15 protein-coding genes are annotated in these 17,271 nt (G+C 73.5%); 13 read left to right on the top strand and 2 right to left on the bottom strand.

Annotated features, from left to right (window positions below):
* Positions 1-32: 32 nt before the first annotated feature.
* A complete protein-coding gene (rpmB, locus tag ABD358_RS12760; RefSeq protein ID WP_093662092.1) occupies positions 33-218 on the bottom strand; it encodes a 50S ribosomal protein L28 in 186 nt (61 codons plus the stop codon).
* A gap of 270 nt (positions 219-488) precedes the next feature.
* Here rpmB and ABD358_RS12755 point away from each other — a divergent pair, with 270 nt between their 5' ends.
* The 9 genes from ABD358_RS12755 to mutM all read left to right on the top strand — a co-directional run bounded on the left by ABD358_RS12755 (position 489) and on the right by mutM (position 9,794).
* On the top strand, positions 489-2,186 hold the full coding sequence (locus ABD358_RS12755; protein WP_344631065.1) for a DAK2 domain-containing protein: 1,698 nt from the start codon (positions 489-491) through the stop codon (positions 2,184-2,186).
* A 57-nt stretch (positions 2,187-2,243) separates the two neighbouring features.
* Positions 2,244-4,499 carry an ATP-dependent DNA helicase RecG gene (gene recG, locus ABD358_RS12750; RefSeq protein WP_344631064.1) on the top strand — a complete coding sequence of 752 codons (2,256 nt, stop codon included), beginning with the start codon at positions 2,244-2,246 and terminating at the stop codon, positions 4,497-4,499.
* A 128-nt stretch (positions 4,500-4,627) separates the two neighbouring features.
* Entirely contained in the window at positions 4,628-5,209 is a 582-nt protein-coding gene (gene rsmD, locus ABD358_RS12745) for a 16S rRNA (guanine(966)-N(2))-methyltransferase RsmD (RefSeq protein WP_344631063.1), read from the top strand.
* Positions 5,210-5,235: 26 nt separating this feature from the next.
* Entirely contained in the window at positions 5,236-5,715 is a 480-nt protein-coding gene (gene coaD / locus ABD358_RS12740) for a pantetheine-phosphate adenylyltransferase (protein WP_344631097.1), read from the top strand.
* Between the two features lie 70 nt (positions 5,716-5,785).
* Positions 5,786-6,982: a cell division initiation protein gene (locus ABD358_RS12735; protein WP_344631062.1), complete on the top strand. Its 1,197-nt coding sequence runs from the start codon at positions 5,786-5,788 to the stop codon at positions 6,980-6,982.
* A gap of 144 nt (positions 6,983-7,126) precedes the next feature.
* Positions 7,127-7,786, top strand: coding sequence for a YceD family protein (locus ABD358_RS12730; RefSeq protein WP_344631061.1), 660 nt, complete (start codon positions 7,127-7,129; stop codon positions 7,784-7,786).
* A gap of 2 nt (positions 7,787-7,788) precedes the next feature.
* The gene (gene rpmF, locus ABD358_RS12725) at positions 7,789-7,962 is read left to right on the top strand and encodes a 50S ribosomal protein L32 (RefSeq protein ID WP_031508259.1); all 174 of its coding nucleotides are present in this window, start codon (positions 7,789-7,791) and stop codon (positions 7,960-7,962) included.
* Between the two features lie 19 nt (positions 7,963-7,981).
* A complete protein-coding gene (gene rnc, locus ABD358_RS12720; protein WP_344631060.1) occupies positions 7,982-8,800 on the top strand; it encodes a ribonuclease III in 819 nt (272 codons plus the stop codon).
* 118 nt (positions 8,801-8,918) lie between these two features.
* Positions 8,919-9,794 carry a bifunctional DNA-formamidopyrimidine glycosylase/DNA-(apurinic or apyrimidinic site) lyase gene (gene mutM / locus ABD358_RS12715; protein ID WP_344631059.1) on the top strand — a complete coding sequence of 292 codons (876 nt, stop codon included), beginning with the start codon at positions 8,919-8,921 and terminating at the stop codon, positions 9,792-9,794.
* Between the two features lie 82 nt (positions 9,795-9,876).
* Here mutM and ABD358_RS12710 read toward each other — a convergent pair whose 3' ends face one another.
* A complete protein-coding gene (locus ABD358_RS12710) occupies positions 9,877-10,776 on the bottom strand; it encodes a CAP domain-containing protein (protein WP_344631058.1) in 900 nt (299 codons plus the stop codon).
* Between the two features lie 173 nt (positions 10,777-10,949).
* Here ABD358_RS12710 and ABD358_RS12705 point away from each other — a divergent pair, with 173 nt between their 5' ends.
* The 4 genes from ABD358_RS12705 (at position 10,950) to ABD358_RS12690 (ending at position 17,191) form a co-directional block, all read left to right on the top strand.
* Entirely contained in the window at positions 10,950-11,276 is a 327-nt protein-coding gene (locus tag ABD358_RS12705) for an acylphosphatase (protein WP_344631057.1), read from the top strand.
* A 280-nt stretch (positions 11,277-11,556) separates the two neighbouring features.
* A complete protein-coding gene (locus ABD358_RS12700; protein ID WP_344631056.1) occupies positions 11,557-11,766 on the top strand; it encodes a hypothetical protein in 210 nt (69 codons plus the stop codon).
* Positions 11,767-11,948: 182 nt separating this feature from the next.
* A complete protein-coding gene (gene smc / locus ABD358_RS12695) occupies positions 11,949-15,521 on the top strand; it encodes a chromosome segregation protein SMC (protein WP_344631055.1) in 3,573 nt (1,190 codons plus the stop codon).
* Between the two features lie 236 nt (positions 15,522-15,757).
* Complete coding sequence (locus ABD358_RS12690) at positions 15,758-17,191, top strand: sugar porter family MFS transporter (RefSeq protein WP_344631054.1); 1,434 nt, start codon at positions 15,758-15,760, stop codon at positions 17,189-17,191.
* The last annotated feature ends 80 nt before the right edge of the window (positions 17,192-17,271 follow it).

The raw sequence follows: 17,271 nt of genomic DNA, 5'->3' as shown, positions 1-17,271 counted from the left end.
GTGACCGGCGAGCGGCCGCGCTGGGCGTTACGTCAGCGCGAGACCTTGCCGGCCTTGATGCACGAGGTGCACACGTTGAGCCGCTTCGGCGTCCGACCGACCATCGCACGCACCCGCTGGATGTTGGGGTTCCAACGGCGGGACGTACGGCGGTGCGAGTGCGAGATGTTGTTGCCGAAGCCCGGCCCCTTGCCGCAGACGTCGCAGTTGGCAGCCACGGGTCACTCCAAAGACTTCAGATGCACTTACAGTGAAATCCCGGCGTCGGCAGGATCAGGATGACCGGCACTGCCAGGGAATTGGTAGAGCCCGACGCGGGTCAGGCAACCGGAGCAGCATACCTCGGCCGTCTCCGGACCACGAAATTACCACGTCCCCGCGGCGGTCCCCCGGCCCCCGGTCCCGGCCGGCCTCCCCGCGGCACTAGCCTTCGGCCGTCGCCGCTGTCCGCCCGGCCACCCGGCCGCCGCCCGCAAGGAGGCCCTCCCGTGCCGCACCCGCTCGACGCCGCCGCGGTGCGGAACTGGTGCGCCCAGGCGCTCGACGCGCTGGGCCGGGACCGCGAGACGATCGACGCGATCAACGTCTACCCGGTGGCGGACGCGGACACCGGCACCAACCTCTACCTGACCGTGGAGTCGGCCGCCCGGGCGGTGGAGGAGGTCTGCGCGGGGGAGCCCACACCGGCCCAGGCCGTGCGGGCCATGGCGCACGGCGCGCTGGTCGGGGCGCGCGGCAACTCCGGGACGATCCTGGCGCAGCTGCTGCGCGGCATGGCCGAGGAGATCGGCGCGCGGGAGGGCGGCCGGGCCGCCGGGGACGCCGAAAGCGCCGGGGACGCCGGGAACGATGCCGAGCTGCTGCGCCGCGCGCTGCGCCGGGAGGCCGCCGTGGCCCGGGCGGCGGTGGCGCACCCGGTGGAGGGCACCGTGCTCACCGAGGCCGAGGCCGCCGCCGGGGCCGCCCGGCACGCCGCCGGCGACTGCGCCGCGGTGGCCCGGGCCGCCTGGACGGCGGCCCGCACGGCCCTGGAGGGCACCCCCGGCCAGCTCCCGGCGCTCGCCCGCGCGGGCGTGGTGGACGCGGGCGGCTACGGCCTGGTCACGGTCCTGGGCGCGCTGGTGGGGGCGCTCTCCGGGGAGCGGCCCCCGGGCCCGGGGGCCGGACGCGCGGACCGCTGCGCGGCGCTCCCGCCGCGTCCGGCGGAAGGGCCGGCGGAGGGACCGGCGGAAGAGGAGGCCGGCGACGCCGCGCGCCACGGGGCGGAGGACGGCCCGGCCTACGAGGTCGTCTACCTGCTGGAGGCCGACGACGACGCCGTCGCCGCCCTCCGCGCCCGGCTCGACGCCCTGGGCGACTCCCTGGTGGTCGTCGGCGGCGACGGACTGTGGAACGTCCACGTCCACGTGGACGACGCGGGCGCCGCCGTGGAGGCCGGGATCGAGGCCGGCCGCCCGTTCCGCGTCCGGATCACCCACTTCGGCACGCAGACCGGCCGGCCCGCCCACCGCACGGCCGACCGCGCCGCGCCCCGCGCCGTGGTCGCGGTGGTGCCCGGTGACGGACTGGCCGAACTGTGCGCCCGGGCGGGCGCCACGGTCGTCACCGTACGGCCCGGGGAGAAGCCCGCCAGCGGCGAACTGGCGCAGGCCCTGCGGCGTACGGGCTCCGGCGAGGTCGTCCTGCTGCCCAACGACCCCGAGCTGCGGCACACCGCCGCGGCGGCGGCCGAGCAGGTCCGCTCCGAGGGGCTGAGGGTCGCCATCGTCCCCACCCGCTCCCCGGTGCAGGGCATCGCCGCGCTCGCCGTCCACGAGCCCGGCCGCCGCTTCGACGAGGACGTCGTCGCCATGACCTCGGCCGCCGGGGCCACCCGGTACGGCGAACTGTCCGTCGCCGAGCGGCAGGCGTGGACCACCGCCGGGATCTGCCAGGCCGGCGACGTGCTCGGGCTGATCGAGGGGGACGTGGCGCTGATCGGGGCGGAACCGGGCGAGGTGGCCGTCGCCGTGCTGGACCGGATGCTCGCGGCCGGGGGCGAGCTGGTGACGCTGGTGGTCGGCGCGGACGCCCCCGAGGGGCTGGCCGAGCGCCTGGAGGAGCATGTGCGGCGGACCCACCTGGCGGTGGACACGCTCGTCTACCGGGGCCGGCAGAACGGCCCCCTGCTGATCGGCGTGGAGTGAGGTCCCCGGCGCCCGCTGCCGGGTCGCGCACCGGCGCTGTCGGTGGGGTGGTGTGCAATGGGGGGCGTGCCCGAGCTGGAAGAGACAGACACCCCGAAGGACCCCCTGACCGAACCGCTGAGGAAGGTGCTCGGCGGCACCACCGCGAAGGTGATGGCCGAACACCTCGGCCTGCACACCGTCGGCGACCTGCTGCACCACTACCCGCGGCGGTACGCCGAGCGCGGTGAGCTGACCCGGCTCGCCGACCTGCCCCTGGACGAGCACGTCACCGTCGTCGCCCAGGTCGCCGACGCCCGGGTGCACACGTTCAACCAGGGGCGCGGCAAGCGGCTGGAGGTCACGCTCACCGACGGCAGCGGAAGCCTCCGGATCGTCTTCTTCGGCCGCTCGGTCCACCACCACCACCGGGAACTGCTGCCCGGCCGCCGAGGGATGTTCGCCGGCAAGGTCGGGGTCTTCAACCGGAAGCTCCAGCTCTCCCACCCCGCCTACGAGCTGCTGGGCGCGGACAGCGGGAAGGAGGCGGTGGACGCGTTCGCGGGGAAGCTGATCCCGCTCTACCCGGCCTGCAAGCAGCTGGAGTCCTGGAAGATCGCCAAGGCCGTCGCCACCGTCCTGGAGTCGCTGGGGGCCACCGGATGGGCGGGGGTCGCCGACCCGCTGCCGTCCGCGCTGCGCGGGGAGTACGGGCTGCCGTCGCTGCCGGAGGCGCTGGAGAAGGTCCACCGGCCGCGTTCGAAGGCCGACGTCGAGCAGGCGCGGTCCCGGCTGAAGTGGGACGAGGCGTTCGTCCTCCAGGTGGCCCTGGCACGCCGCCGCCTCGCCGAGGGCCAGTTGCCGGCCGTGCCGCGCAAGCCCCGCGAGGGCGGCCTGCTGGACGCCTTCGACGCCCGGCTGCCGTTCACGCTCACCGACGGGCAGAAGGCCGTCAGCCGGGAGATCTTCGACGACCTGGCCTCGGAGCACCCCATGCACCGGCTGCTGCAGGGCGAGGTGGGCTCCGGCAAGACGCTGGTGGCGCTGCGCGCCATGCTCGCCGTGGTGGACGCCGGCGGGCAGGCCGCGATGCTGGCCCCCACCGAGGTGCTGGCGCAGCAGCACCACCGCTCGATCACCGAGATGATGGGCGAGCTCGCCGAAGGGGGGATGCTCGGCGGGGCCGAGCACGCCACCAGGGTGGTCCTGCTCACCGGCTCGATGGGTGCCGCGGCCCGCCGCCGCGCCCTGCTGGACCTGGCCACCGGCGAGGCCGGGATCGTGATCGGCACCCACGCCCTGATCGAGGACAAGGTGCAGTTCCACGACCTGGGCCTGGTCGTGGTGGACGAACAGCACCGCTTCGGCGTCGAGCAGCGCGACGCCCTGCGCTCCAAGGGCAGGCAGCCTCCGCACCTGCTGGTCATGACGGCGACGCCGATCCCGCGCACGGTCGCGATGACGGTCTTCGGAGACCTGGAGACCTCCGTGCTGGACCAGCTCCCGGCCGGCCGCTCGCCCATCGCCAGCCACGTGGTGCCCGCGGCGGAGAAACCCCACTTCCTGGCCCGCGCCTGGGAGCGGGTCCGCGAGGAGGCGGCGGCCGGGCACCAGGCGTACGTGGTCTGCCCGCGCATCGGGGACGAGGAGGAGCCGGCCGGCGGCCCCGGCAAGGACGGCGGGGACGGCGAGGGCGGCGAGGGCGCGGACGGCGAGCGCCGTCCGCCGCTGGCCGTCCTGGACGTCGCGGAGCAGCTCGCCGACGGGCCTCTGAAGGGCCTGCGCGTGGCGGTGCTCCACGGCCGGATGCAGCCGGACGCCAAGGACGAGGTGATGCGCCGCTTCGCCGCGGGCGAGGTGGACGTCCTGGTCGCCACCACCGTCATCGAGGTGGGCGTGAACGTGCCCAACGCCACCGTGATGGTGATCATGGACGCGGACCGCTTCGGCGTCTCCCAGCTCCACCAGCTCCGCGGCCGGGTCGGGCGCGGCAGCGCGCCGGGGCTGTGCCTGCTGGTCAGCGAGGCCCCCGAGGGCAGCCCCGCCCGCGCCCGGCTGGCGGCGGTCGCCGGGACGCTGGACGGCTTCGAGCTGTCCCGGATCGACCTGGAGCAGCGCCGCGAGGGCGACGTGCTGGGCCAGGCGCAGTCCGGCACCAGGTCCTCCCTGCGGATGCTCGCCGTCATCGACGACGAGGAGGTCATCGTGGCCGCCCGGGCACGGGCCACCGAGATCGTCGCCGCCGACCCGGAGCTGGAGGGGCTGCCGGAGCTGCGCGCCGCCCTGGACGCCCTCCTCGACGAGGAGCGCGAGGAGTACCTGGAGAAGGGCTGAGGCGGCGCCGGCCGGGGCCCGTCCGCCGGGACCGGTGAGGACCGGACGGCGGACCGCCGCCTATCGTGGGGACGGCGGCCGCCCGGCCGCCGACCACCGCCCCCGGACCTGTGAGGACGACCGAGACGATGACCCGCGTGATCGCCGGAGCGGCCGGCGGACGACGGCTGGCGGTGCCGCCCGGCCAGGGGACCCGCCCGACCTCCGACCGGGCGCGCGAGGGGCTGTTCTCCACCTGGGAGTCGCTGCTCGGCCCGCTGGCGGGACTGCGGGTGCTCGACCTGTACGCGGGCTCGGGCGCGGTCGGCCTGGAGGCGCTCTCGCGCGGCGCGGAGCACGTCCTGCTGGTCGAGTCCGACGCCCGGGCCGTCCGCACCGTCCGCCAGAACGTCCGCGGCCTCGGCCTGCCCGGGGCGGAGGTCCGCGCGGGCCGGGCGGAGCAGGTGGTGCGCGGCCCGGCTCCCGAGCGGCCCTACGACCTGGTGTTCCTCGATCCGCCGTACGCCGTCCCCGACGGCGATCTCCGGGAGATCCTTCTCACACTCCGCGCCCAGGGGTGGCTCGCGGGCGACGCGCTCGCCACCGTGGAACGCAGCACCAGGGGCGGCGAGTTCCGCTGGCCCGCCGGTTTCGAGGAGTTGCGGTCCCGCCGCTACGGCGAGGGCACGCTCTGGTACGGTCGCGCCGCCGAAAAGAGCGACATGTCATGAACCGTCCGGAGAGCGAGGAAACACCAGTGCGCCGCGCCGTCTGTCCGGGGTCCTTCGACCCCATCACCAACGGACACCTCGACATCATCGCCCGCGCCTCCAAGCTCTACGACGAGGTCTACGTCGCGGTGATGATCAACAAGTCGAAGCAGGGCCTGTTCGCGGTCGAGGAGCGCATCGACCTGATCCGGCAGGTCACCGCCGAGTACGGCAACGTACGGGTCGAGGCGTTCCACGGGCTCCTGGTGGACTTCTGCAAGCAGCGCGACATCCCCGCCATCGTCAAGGGCCTGAGGGCGGTCAGCGACTTCGACTACGAGCTGCAGATGGCCCAGATGAACAACGGGCTCTCCGGTGTGGAGACGCTGTTCGTGCCGACCAACCCCACCTACAGCTTCCTCTCCTCCAGCCTGGTCAAGGAGGTCGCGGCCTGGGGCGGAGACGTCTCCCACCTGGTGCCGCCCTGCGTCCTGGCGGCCCTGCGCGAGCGCCTGGCCCGCCCCTGAGCTTCCGCCCGCCCCGGGCTTTCCGGCGTCCGGTGTCGCGCCGGCGGCCGCTGCCCGTACAGTCACCCTCGTGGACGTACAGCAGAAACTCGACGACATCGTCGCGGCGGTACAGAGCGCCCGTTCCATGCCCATGTCGGCCTCCTGCGTGGTCAACCGCGCGGAGCTGCTGGGGAGGCTGGAAGAGGTGCGGCAGGCGCTGCCCGGCTCGCTCGCCCGGGCGCAGGAGCTGCTCGGCGACCGGGAGGAGATGATCGCCGAGGCCCGGCAGGAGGCCCAGCGGATCATCGAGTCCGCCCAGGCCGAGCGCGCCACGCTGATCTCCGGCACCGAGATCGCCCGCCGCGCCCAGGAGGAGGCGGACCGCATCCTGGCCCAGGCCCGCCGGGAGGCCGAGGAGATCCGCGCCGAGGCCGACGACTACGTCGACAGCAAGCTCGCCAACTTCGAGGTCGTGCTGAGCAAGACCATCGGCTCGGTCGACCGGGGCCGGGAGAAGCTCCTCGGCCGCGGCGCCGACCCCTACGGCGAGGAGGACGGCGAGGACCTCCCGGAGCGCTCGACCGACCCCGCGGAGCTGCGGCAGCGCGCCGACGCCTACGTGGAGGCCCAGTTCCGGGCCTTCGAGGCGGTGCTCTCCAAGACGCTGGAGGCGGTCGGACGCGGGCGGCAGAAGCTCACCGGCCACCGCCCCATCGACGAGCTGGGCGCCCACCTCGCCGCCCAGGACGAGCAGGAGCAGCGGCAGAGCGCCGACTTCGACTACCTGGCCGACCTCGCCGCCGTCGCCCAGGCCCCCGCCGCGGACCCGCGGCCCGTCCACGACCCGCGGCCCGTCCACGAGCAGCAGGCCGTCCACGACCCGCAGGCCGGGGACCCGTACGGCTACCAGCAGCCCCAGCAGCCGGCGGGCGTCCCGGCGGAGCAGCCGGGAGACTACGGCTACCCGCAGGAGTACCCCCAGCAGTACCAGCAGGCGGACCCCTACTACGCCCAGCAGGCCGTCCACGAGCAGCAGCCCGTCCACGGGCAGCAGGCCGGGGACCCGTACGGCTACCAGCAGCCCCAGCAGCCGGCGGGCGTGCCCGCGGAGCAGCCGGGAGGCTACGGCTACCCGCAGGAGTACCCCCAGCAGTACCAGCAGGGCCAGATCCCCCCGCCGCCGCCGTACCAGCCCCAGCAGCCCGCCGCACTCGACGAGACCAGCTTCTTCGACACCAGCATGATCGACATGGAGCAGCTGAGGCGGTACGAGCAGGGCCGCTGACCGCGCGGCCCGGCCCGTCCGCGTCCGCCCGGACCGCGTCCGTCCGGCCCGGATTGGACCGCGGCGTCCCGTCCAGTATCCTGGCTCTTCGGTCGTGGTTCGCCCGCGACGTTCGGCTGCCCAGATCGGATTCGGAGTCAGCCGATGTCAGACCGTAGAAAGCAGGAAGCCCTGAACGCCCCCCTCGACCCCCGGTCCCCCCTCGTGCTCGACACGCGCGAGCTGGGGCGTCGTCCCGGTGCGCTCAAGCGGTTCTCCCGTACGGTCCCGGCGCCCAAGGACATGGGCATCGAGATCATCGGGGTGCCGGAGGGTGCGTCCATGCAGCTTGACCTCCGCCTGGAGTCGGTCATGGAGGGGGTGCTCGTCACGGGCACCGTCCGTGCGCCGCTGCAGGGGGAGTGCGTAAGGTGTCTGGAGCCGCTGGAGCAGGAGTGCGAGGCGGACTTCCAGGAGATGTTCTCCTACCCCGACGCCGATGACCGGGGCCGCTTCGCGGACGCCGGCGACGACGCCGAGGACGAGGAGACGTTCCGACTCGAGGGAGACCTGCTCGACCTCGAGCCCGTGCTGCGCGACGCGGTGGTGCTGTCACTGCCGCTGCAGCCGGTGTGCCAGGAGGACTGCCCCGGACTGTGCCCCCGCTGTGGAGCACGGCTCGCGGACGACCCCGGGCACGATCACAACGAGGCCGTCGACATCCGTTGGGCGGCGCTGGAAGGACTCGCCGGCACCATGCGGGACGGCGAGAAGGACGAAGACAACGACCCCCGCACCGCCGGGGACGATCCACAGGAGAAATAGCCGTGGCTGTTCCGAAGCGGAAGATGTCGCGCAGCAACACGCGCCACCGCCGGTCGCAGTGGAAGGCTGCGGTCCCCACCCTGGTGAAGTGCGAGCGCTGCCAGGAGCCCCGTCAGCAGCACATCGCCTGCCCGAACTGCGGCACCTACAACCGCCGCCAGGTCCTCGAGGTCTGATCGGCGGGTGACGGGCTCCATGTCAGACGCCACCACGCCTGAGACCCCGTCCCGCCGAGGCGGGGACGGACCGGAGGCGCAGGAGGCGGGTCTGGTGGATGCGGCCTCGTCCCACACGCTTCTGGAAGGGCGGCTCGGGTACCGGCTCGAGTCCGCCCTTCTGACGCGTGCGCTGACGCACCGCAGCTACGCGTACGAGAACGGCGGACTGCCCACCAACGAGCGTCTGGAGTTCCTGGGGGACTCCGTCCTCGGCCTGGTGGTCACCGACACCCTCTACCGCAGCCACCCCGACCTCCCAGAAGGCCAGCTGGCCAAGCTGCGTGCCGCGGTGGTCAACTCGCGCGCGCTCGCCGGGGTCGCCCGCGGCCTCGACCTGGGTTCCTTCGTCCGGCTCGGCCGTGGCGAGGAGGGCACGGGCGGCCGGGACAAGGCGTCGATCCTCGCCGACACACTGGAGGCCGTGATCGGCGCGGTCTACCTCGACCAGGGTCTCGAGGCGGCCAGCGAACTGGTGCACCGGCTCTTCGACCCGCTGATCGAGGAGTCCTCCACCCTCGGCGCCGGACTGGACTGGAAGACCAGCCTCCAGGAGCTGACCGCGGCCGAGGGGCTCGGCGTTCCGGAATACCTGGTCACCGAGACCGGTCCCGACCACGAGAAGACCTTCACGGCTGCCGCCCGCGTCGGTGGTGTCGCGTACGGCACCGGCACCGGCCGCAGCAAGAAGGAAGCGGAACAGCAGGCGGCGGAGGCCGCCTGGCGAGCGATCCGGGCAGCCTCCGGCACCGACGAGGGGGCCGACCGGAACGATCAGACCACCCAGAAGGTGTCCTGACCGGCACACCGCCCGCGTCCGCACAACCGTCGCCCACCCGCCCGGAAGCCGGGCGGGTGGGCGTTGTGCCCACCGGCGTCCCGACGTGCCGGTGAGCCCAGTGAGCAAGGAGTCGTCGTTGCCCGAGCTGCCCGAGGTGGAGGTCGTCCGGCGCGGACTGGAGCGCTGGGTCGGCGGCCGTACGGTCGCCGAGGTGGAGGTACTGCACCCGCGCGCGGTCCGCCGCCACCTCGCGGGGGCGGCGGACTTCGCCGCCCGGCTGCGCGGGGCGCGGATCGGCGCCCCGCTGCGCCGCGGGAAGTACCTGTGGCTGCCGCTGGCCGGCACCGGCGCCGGCCACTGCGTCCTGGCCCACCTGGGCATGAGCGGACAACTGCTCGTGCAGCCGCACGACGCCCCCGACGAGAAGCACCTCCGCGTCCGCGTCCGCTTCGCCGACGGGGCCGGCACCGAACTGCGCTTCGTCGACCAGCGGACCTTCGGCGGGCTGTCGCTCCACGAACTGACCCCCGAGGGCCTGCCCGACGCCATAGCCCACATCGCCCGCGACCCGCTGGACCCGGCCTTCGACGAGGCGGCCTTCCACGCCGCCCTGCGCCGCCGCAGCAGCACCGTCAAGCGCGCCCTGCTCGACCAGTCGCTCATCAGCGGGGTCGGCAACATCTACGCCGACGAGGCGCTGTGGCGCTCCCGCCTCCACTACGACCGTCCCACCGCCACTCTGACCCGTCCGCGCATCGCCGAACTGCTCGGCCACATCCGGGACGTGATGAACGCCGCCCTCGCCGCCGGCGGGACCAGCTTCGACAGCCTCTACGTCAACGTCAACGGGGAGTCGGGCTACTTCGACCGGTCCCTGGACGCCTACGGCCGCGAGGGTCTGCCGTGCCGCCGCTGCGCCACCCCGATGCGCCGCCGCCCCTGGATGAACCGCTCCAGCTACTTCTGTCCCCGCTGCCAGCGTCCGCCCCGCCCGGTCCGTCCCAGGCCGTGACCCGGCCGGCCCGGGCGCGGACGGGCGCCGTGCGCGCCGCTTCCGTGGCCGGGGTCCGGGAGGGGCCTTGGCGATCGTCCGCTCAGAAGCCGAAGTTCTGCGTCCACCACGGGCCGCCCTCGGCGAAGTGCGCTCCCACGCCCAGGGTCCGGTAGTCGCAGTTGAGGATGTTGGCGCGGTGGCCGGGGCTGTCCATCCAGGCGGCCATCACCGCCTCGGCGTCGGCCTGGCCGCGGGCTATGTTCTCGCCGCCGAGGTTGTCGATGCCGGCCGCCTCGGCGCGGTCCCAGGGGGTGTCGCCGTCGGGGCTGGTGTGGGAGAAGAAGCCCTGCTCGGCCATGGCCTCGCTGTACTGCCCGGCGAGTTCGGCCAGGGCGGGATCGGCGGTGAGCGGGCGGCACCCGGCCTCGGCCCGCTCCAGGTTGACCAGTCTCAGCACCTCGGCCTCGGCGGCCGTCTCGGCGTCGGACGGAGGGGCGCTCGGAGCGGTGGGCTTCTGGGAGGGGGTCTTCCGGGGCGCCGGCTCCGAGGGCTTCTCGGAGGCGCCGGCTCCGTCCGCCGGGGGTGTGCTGTGCGAGGGGCTCGGCCGCTCGGACTTCTCCGGTTTTTCCTTCTTCGGGGAGGCGGAACCGCGTGAGGGGTCGGAGCCGGGAGAAGAGGCGCGGTCTTCACCACCGCGGTCGGCCGTGGAGCCGCCGTGATCGGCGGGAGGCGTCGCGGCGCCCTGGGTCTGCAGGTCCGGTGTCGCGTCCACTCGTATGCCGGAGGAATCGGCGGGGCCGCCGATGGTGTAGGTGCCGTTCGGTCCGGGGATCAGTCCCGAGGCCACCGCCACGGCTCCCATCGCCATCGCGGCCGACGCGCCCAGGAGCCCGGTGCGGACGGGGACCGCGCTCCGCCTGCGCTGCGGGCCGCGGTGGCGTCCGGCCGTCGAGTCGCGTGCCGGTGCGGGAGCTGGTTTGGCGCGGCTGTGGCGTCCCATCTGCTGAAGTCCTCACGTGATCGGCGTCACTGATTCACTCGAAAGAGTGAGCCTCGTTGCCGCGTGACTGTACGGCATCCGGGCGGAGCGGAAGCGCCGTCGGAGGAAATGCGAGCAAGGAAGGAGGTGGGGGGCCGCGGCGGAGGCGCCCGCGTCCGGATACCGTGCGACCCATGGACACGAGCACAGGGGACACGGGTGAGACGGGGGGCGGAGCGGCCGGGGAGACCGTGCGGATGACGGCCTGGGTGCGCGGACGGGTGCAGGGCGTCGGCTTCCGCTGGTACACCCGGGCCAACGCGCTGCGGATCGGCGGACTGGAGGGCTTCGCGCTCAATCTCGACGACGGCCGCGTCCAGGTGGTCGCCGAGGGGACGCGGGAGCGCTGCGAGCGGCTGCTGGAGTGGCTCCGTACGGGTGACACCCCGGGCCGGGTGGACGGTGTGACCGAGATGTGGGGCACCCCACGCGGAGGGTACGGGGGTTTCGCCGTTCGATGATCCGAACTGGTTGCCTTTCGCGCCGTGACGTGCAAGGCTGCCGCCAGATGACCTCCAGGACCCCTGCGAGCGCTCCGGCAGTACGAGTGCCGTCGAGCCAAGGCCGCCGGGGCGTGCGGTGTGATCGTGTTGACCGTCAAACCATTTGGTGAGACGCTGGAAGCCCCGCGCACCGCGACTGTTCGCCTTGGGAATGAAGGCACAACAGGGAACGCGGGTGCGAATCCCTCACGACCCACCACCGTATCGGTCGGTCATTCAGTGTGGAGGACCATCCATCATGGCAAAGGCGCTTCTCGGTTACGTCGGCGGTCCCGACCCCCGAGTCCTCGCCGAGATGCGACGGCTGCAGCAGCGTGTCCAGGATCTGGAATCCGAGCTCCTGCGGATCCAGGCCGAGAACGACGCGCTGTCGGCCGCCGCGGCACGGCACGGCGACTCGCTGCTGGACAGCATGGACGTATCCAAGGCGGAGCCTGCGCTGACCTGACCGGCCTGCCGGTAAGGAAACCGCAGCGCCAGTCCGCTGGAGAAAAGTGCAAGGGACGCTTCGGCGTCCCTTCGTCGTCTCGGGTTGCGGATGTGGCGCTTACCGTGTGATGTGCCCCACCCGGTCAGCCGCGAAACTCGCCTCGGTCGTGAAGTCGGCATCGGGGAGTAAAGTCCGGAAACGTGCACCTCAAGAGCCTGACCCTGCGCGGGTTCAAGTCCTTCGCCTCGGCCACGACACTGCGGTTCGAACCCGGCATCACCTGCGTGGTGGGTCCCAACGGCTCCGGCAAGTCCAACGTGGTGGACGCGCTGTCGTGGGTGATGGGCGAGCAGGGGGCCAAGTCGCTGCGCGGCGGCAAGATGGAGGACGTCATCTTCGCCGGGACCGCCGGCCCCTCCGGGCGTCCCCCGCTCGGCCGGGCCGAGGTCTCCCTCACCATCGACAACTCCGACGGCGCGCTGCCCATCGAGTACTCCGAGGTCACCATCACGCGGACCATGTTCCGCAACGGCGGCAGCGAGTACCGGATCAACGGCGACACCTGCCGGCTGCTGGACGTCCAGGAGCTGCTCTCCGACTCCGGTATCGGCCGCGAGATGCACGTCATCGTCGGACAGGGCCAGCTCGACTCCGTCCTGCACGCCGACCCCGCCGGCCGCCGTGCCTTCATCGAGGAGGCGGCCGGCGTCCTCAAGCACCGCAAGCGCAAGGAGAAGGCGCTGCGGAAGCTGGACGCGATGCAGGCCAACCTCGCCCGGGTCCAGGACCTCACCGACGAACTGCGCCGCCGTCTCAAGCCGTTGGGACGGCAGGCGGCCGTCGCCCGCAGGGCGGCGGTGATCCAGGCCGACCTGCGCGACGCCAGGCTGCGGCTGCTCGCCGACGACCTGGTCGCCCTGCGCGCGGCGCTGGACGCCGAACTCGCCGACGAGGCCGCGCTCAGGGAGCGCAAGGAGGCGGTGGAGGGCGACCTGAGGGAGGCTCTGCGCCGCGAGGCCGAGCTGGAGCAGCGGCTGAAGGACCTCGCGCCGAGGCTGGAGGGCGCGCAGCAGACCTGGTACGAGCTGTCGCAGCTCGCCGAGCGGGTGCGCGGCACCGTGAGCCTGGCCGAGGCCCGCGTCAGGAGCGCCGCGGCCGAGCCCGTCGAGGAGCGCCGGGGACGCGACCCCGAGGACATGGAGCGCGAGGCCGTCCGGATCCGCGAGCAGGAGGCGGAACTCGCCGCCGCGCTGGAGGCGGCGAACCGGAGGCTGGAGGACACCGTCGAGCACCGCGCCGGACTGGAACGGCGGCTGGCCGAGGAGGAGCGCAGGCTCAGGGACGCCGCCCGCGCGATCGCCGACCGCCGTGAGGGACTCGCCCGGCTGCACGGACAGGTCACCGCCGCCCGCGGCCGGGCGGCCTCCGCCCAGGCCGAGATCGACCGTCTGATCACGGCGCGGGACGAGGCGCGCGAGCGTGCCGCGGCCGCCCAGGAGGAGTACGAGGCGCTGCGCGCCGAGGTGGAGGGCCTCGACGCGGACGACGCCGAACTGGCCGAGGAGCACGAGGCGGCCAAACGGGAACTGGCCGGGGCCGAGGCGGCGCTGAGCGTGGCGCGGGAGGCGCTGGCCGCGGCCGAGCGCGAACGCGCGGCGGTCTCCGCCCGCCGGGACGCCCTGGCCCTGGGACTGCGCCGCAAGGACGGCACCGGTGTCCTGCTCGGCGCCGGGGACCGGCTCACCGGACTGCTCGGGCCGGCTGCCGAACTCCTCACCGTCGCCCCCGGCTTCGAGGTCCCCGTGGCCGCGGCCCTGGGAGCGGCCGCGGACGCCGTCGCCGTGGACGGCCCCGCCACCGCGGCCGACGCCCTGCGCCTGCTGCGGAAGCACGACGCGGGCCGCGCGGCACTGCTCCTGGGCGCCCCGCCGCGGGAGGACGGCGGCTCCCCGGGGACGCCGGAGGTGCCCGGGGCGAGACGGGCGGCGGACCTGGTGTCGGGCCCGGACGCCCTGCTGCCCGCCCTGCGGCGGCTGCTGCGCGGAACGGTGGTGGTCGGCACCCTCCAGGACGCGGTGGACGTGGTGACGGCGCATCCGGACCTGGTCGCCGTCACCGCCGACGGCGACCTGCTCGGCGCCCACTTCGCGCAGGGCGGATCCGCGGGAGCACCGTCCCTGCTGGAGGTGCAGGCCTCGGTGGACGAGGCCGACGCCGAACTGGCGGAACTGGAGGCCAGGTGCGAGGAGCTGGCCGCGGAGCGCGAGCGGGCCGACGAACGGCGGAGGGAGTGCGCCGCCGCGGTCGAGGAACTGGGAGCGCGGCGCAGCGCCGCCGAACGGGAGAAGTCGCAGGTCGCCGGACGGCTCGGACGGCTGGGCGGGCAGGCGCGGGCCGCGGCCGGAGAGGCCGAGCGCGCCGAGGCGGCCGTCGCCCGGGCCCAGGAGGCGCTGGCGCGGGCGCGGGAGGAGGCCGAGGCGCTGGCGGAGCGGCTGGCGGCGGCCGAGGAGCAGCCGGGCGAGGAGGAGCCGGACACCTCCGTACGGGACCGGCTCGCGGCCGACGAGGCCGCCGCACGGCAGACGGAGATGGAGGCCCGTCTCCAGGTCCGCACCCACGAGGAGCGCGTCAGGGGGCTCGCGGGCCGGGCGGACGCCCTGGACCGGGCGGCGCGCGCGGAGCGGGAGGCGCGGGAGCGGGCCGCCCGCCGGCGGGCCCGGCTGCGGCACGAGGCCGAGGTGGCCTCGGCCGTCGTCTCCGGGGCCCGGCAGCTCCTGGCGCATGTGGAGGTGTCCCTGGACCGGGCCGGGGAGGAACGGGAGGCCGCCGAGCGGACGAGGGCCGAGCGCGAGCGGGAGCTGGCCGTGGAGCGCACACGGGGCCGGGAGCTTAAGGAGGAGCTGGACAAGCTCACCGACTCCGTGCACCGGGGCGAGGTGCTGGGAGCCGAGAAGCGGCTGCGGATCGAGCAGCTGGAGACCAGATCCCTGGAGGAGCTGGGCGTGGAGCCGGAGGTGCTGATCCGCGAGTACGGCCCCGACCAGCCCGTGCCGCCGTCCCCGCCCGCCGAGGGCGAGGCGCTGCCGGACGACCCCGACCACCCGCGCAACAGGCCGGTCCCGTTCGTCCGCGCCGAGCAGGAGAAGCGGCTGCGGGCGGCCGAGCGGGCCTACCAGCAGCTCGGCAAGGTCAATCCGCTGGCCCTGGAGGAGTTCGCGGCGCTGGAGGAGCGGCACCGGTTCCTCAGCGAGCAGCTGGAGGACCTGAAGAAGACCCGGGCCGATCTCCTCCAGGTCGTCAAGGAGGTGGACCGGCGGGTCGAGGAGGTCTTCACGGAGGCGTACCACGACACGGCGCGCGAGTTCGAGGGCGTCTTCTCGCGGCTCTTCCCCGGAGGGGAGGGGCGGCTGGTCCTCACCGACCCGGACGACATGCTCACCACGGGGGTGGAGGTCGAGGCCCGGCCGCCGGGAAAGAAGGTCAAGCGGCTGTCGCTGCTGTCGGGCGGGGAGCGCTCGCTGACGGCCGTGGCGCTGCTGGTGTCGATCTTCAAGGCGCGCCCCAGTCCGTTCTACGTCATGGACGAGGTCGAGGCGGCGCTGGACGACACCAACCTCCAGCGGCTGATCGGGATCATGAGGGAGCTGAGGGAGAACTCCCAGCTCATCGTGATCACCCACCAGAAGCGGACCATGGAGGTCGCCGACGCGCTGTACGGCGTCTCGATGCAGGGCGACGGGGTTTCGAAGGTCGTCGGCCAGCGTCTGCGCTGAGGGCTTCAGACGGCGGCCCTGCTCGCAAAATCTTCACTTCTTGAACAAGGGAGGTGATCAATTACTCCTTGTCTGAGACTTACTCGCCTATTGACTTCAAACTTTGAAGGAATAGTCTCGGGGTGGACGCTCCTTCCTTCAAAGCACGGCATGCCCTCGTGTACGCCGGGTAGAAGGCGGCAACCATTTGACACCCCACCCGGCACCGTCGCCGGGCACCGCAGGAGTACTACACCGTGACCAGCACCGCGCAGGTGAGGCCGGAAGCGCCGGACGCCCCGGCCGTACGGCACCAGCACCTCAGGCACGTCGTCTTCATCGCCGCCGCCGCGGCCATGGGAGGCTTCCTCTTCGGCTACGACAGCTCAGTGATCAACGGAGCAGTCGAGGGCATACGCGGCAGATTCGCCGTCGGCTCGGGCGCTCTCGCCCAGGTCATCGCGGCCGCCCTGATCGGAGCGGCGGTCGGCGCCGCCACCGCCGGACGGCTCGCCGACCGGCTCGGCCGCATCCGGGTGATGCAGATCGCCGCCGTGCTCTTCACCGCCAGCAGCATCGGCTCCATGCTGCCCTTCGCCCTGTGGGACCTCGCCTTCTGGCGCGTCCTGGGCGGTGTCGCCATCGGCATGGCCTCGGTGATCGCCCCCGCCTACATCGCCGAGGTCGCCCCGGCCGAGTACCGCGGCCGGCTCGCCTCCTTCCAGCAGGCCGCGATCGTGCTGGGCATCGCCGTCTCCCAGCTCGTCAACTGGGGTCTGCTGAACCTCGCCGACGGCGAGCAGCGCGGGGAGCTGCTGGGCATCGAGGCCTGGCAGCTCATGCTCGGGGTCGCGGCCGTTCCGGCCGTCCTCTACGGCCTGCTGACCCTGCGCATACCCGAGTCGCCGCGCCACCTCGTGGCCCAGGGCCGCAGGGACGAGGCCAGGGCCGTCCTCGCCGGCGTCGAACCCCGGGGCACCGATCTGGACGCCAGGATCACCGAGATCGAGGAACGCATGCGCGGCGAGCGCAAGCCGAGCCTGCGCGACCTGCTGGGCGGACGCTTCGGCCTGCTGCCGATCGTCTGGGTGGGCATCGGCCTGTCGCTGTTCCAGCAGCTGGTCGGGATCAACGTGATCTTCTACTACAGCGCCTCGCTGTGGCAGTCGGTCGGCATCGACCCCAACAGCTCGTTCTTCTACTCCTTCACCACCTCGATCATCAACATCGTCGGCACCGTGATCGCGATGCTGCTGGTGGACCGGATCGGCCGCAAGCCGCTGGCCCTCATCGGCTCCGCGGGCATGGCGCTCTCGCTCGGCGCCGCCGCCTGGGCGTTCTCCCACAAGAGCGGCACCGGCGAGAACATCGCCCTGCCCGACACCCAGGGCACCGTCGCCCTGGTCGCCGCGCACTCCTTCGTCCTCTTCTTCGCCCTCTCCTGGGGCGTGGTGGTCTGGGTGATGCTCGGCGAGATGTTCCCCAACCGCGTCCGCGCCGCGGCCCTCGGCATCGCGGCCGGAGCCCAGTGGGTGGCGAACTGGCTGATCACCGTCACCTTCCCGAGCCTGTCGGAGTGGAACCTGTCGGGCGCGTACGTCATCTACACGGTCTTCGCCGCGCTCTCGATCCCGTTCGTCCTCAAGTGGGTGCCGGAGACCCGGGGCAGGGCGCTGGAGGACATGGGGTGATCCCCGCCGCGCCGCCGCCCCGGGCTCCGGCGCGCCGGGGCGGCGCGCGACGCCGCCGGGGGACGGGAGGGACCCGTGCC

It is taken from the genome of Streptomyces glaucosporus (assembly GCF_039533345.1).
Classification (GTDB): domain Bacteria; phylum Actinomycetota; class Actinomycetes; order Streptomycetales; family Streptomycetaceae; genus Streptomyces; species Streptomyces glaucosporus.
The sequence above is the reverse complement of the archived record's forward strand: the minus strand, read 5'-3'. Positions and strand labels throughout refer to the sequence as shown.

Excerpts from the sequence above, each read along its gene's own strand:
- recG (WP_344631064.1), top strand. The coding sequence starts at position 2,244 with ATGGGGGGCGTGCCCGAGCTGGAAGAGACAGACACCCCGAAGGACCCC.
- rsmD (WP_344631063.1), top strand. The coding sequence starts at position 4,628 with ATGACCCGCGTGATCGCCGGAGCGGCCGGCGGACGACGGCTGGCGGTG.
- ABD358_RS12730 (WP_344631061.1), top strand. The coding sequence starts at position 7,127 with ATGTCAGACCGTAGAAAGCAGGAAGCCCTGAACGCCCCCCTCGACCCC.
- rnc (WP_344631060.1), top strand. The coding sequence starts at position 7,982 with ATGTCAGACGCCACCACGCCTGAGACCCCGTCCCGCCGAGGCGGGGAC.
- ABD358_RS12710 (WP_344631058.1), bottom strand. The coding sequence starts at position 10,776 with ATGGGACGCCACAGCCGCGCCAAACCAGCTCCCGCACCGGCACGCGAC.
- ABD358_RS12705 (WP_344631057.1), top strand. The coding sequence starts at position 10,950 with ATGGACACGAGCACAGGGGACACGGGTGAGACGGGGGGCGGAGCGGCC.
- ABD358_RS12700 (WP_344631056.1), top strand. The coding sequence starts at position 11,557 with ATGGCAAAGGCGCTTCTCGGTTACGTCGGCGGTCCCGACCCCCGAGTC.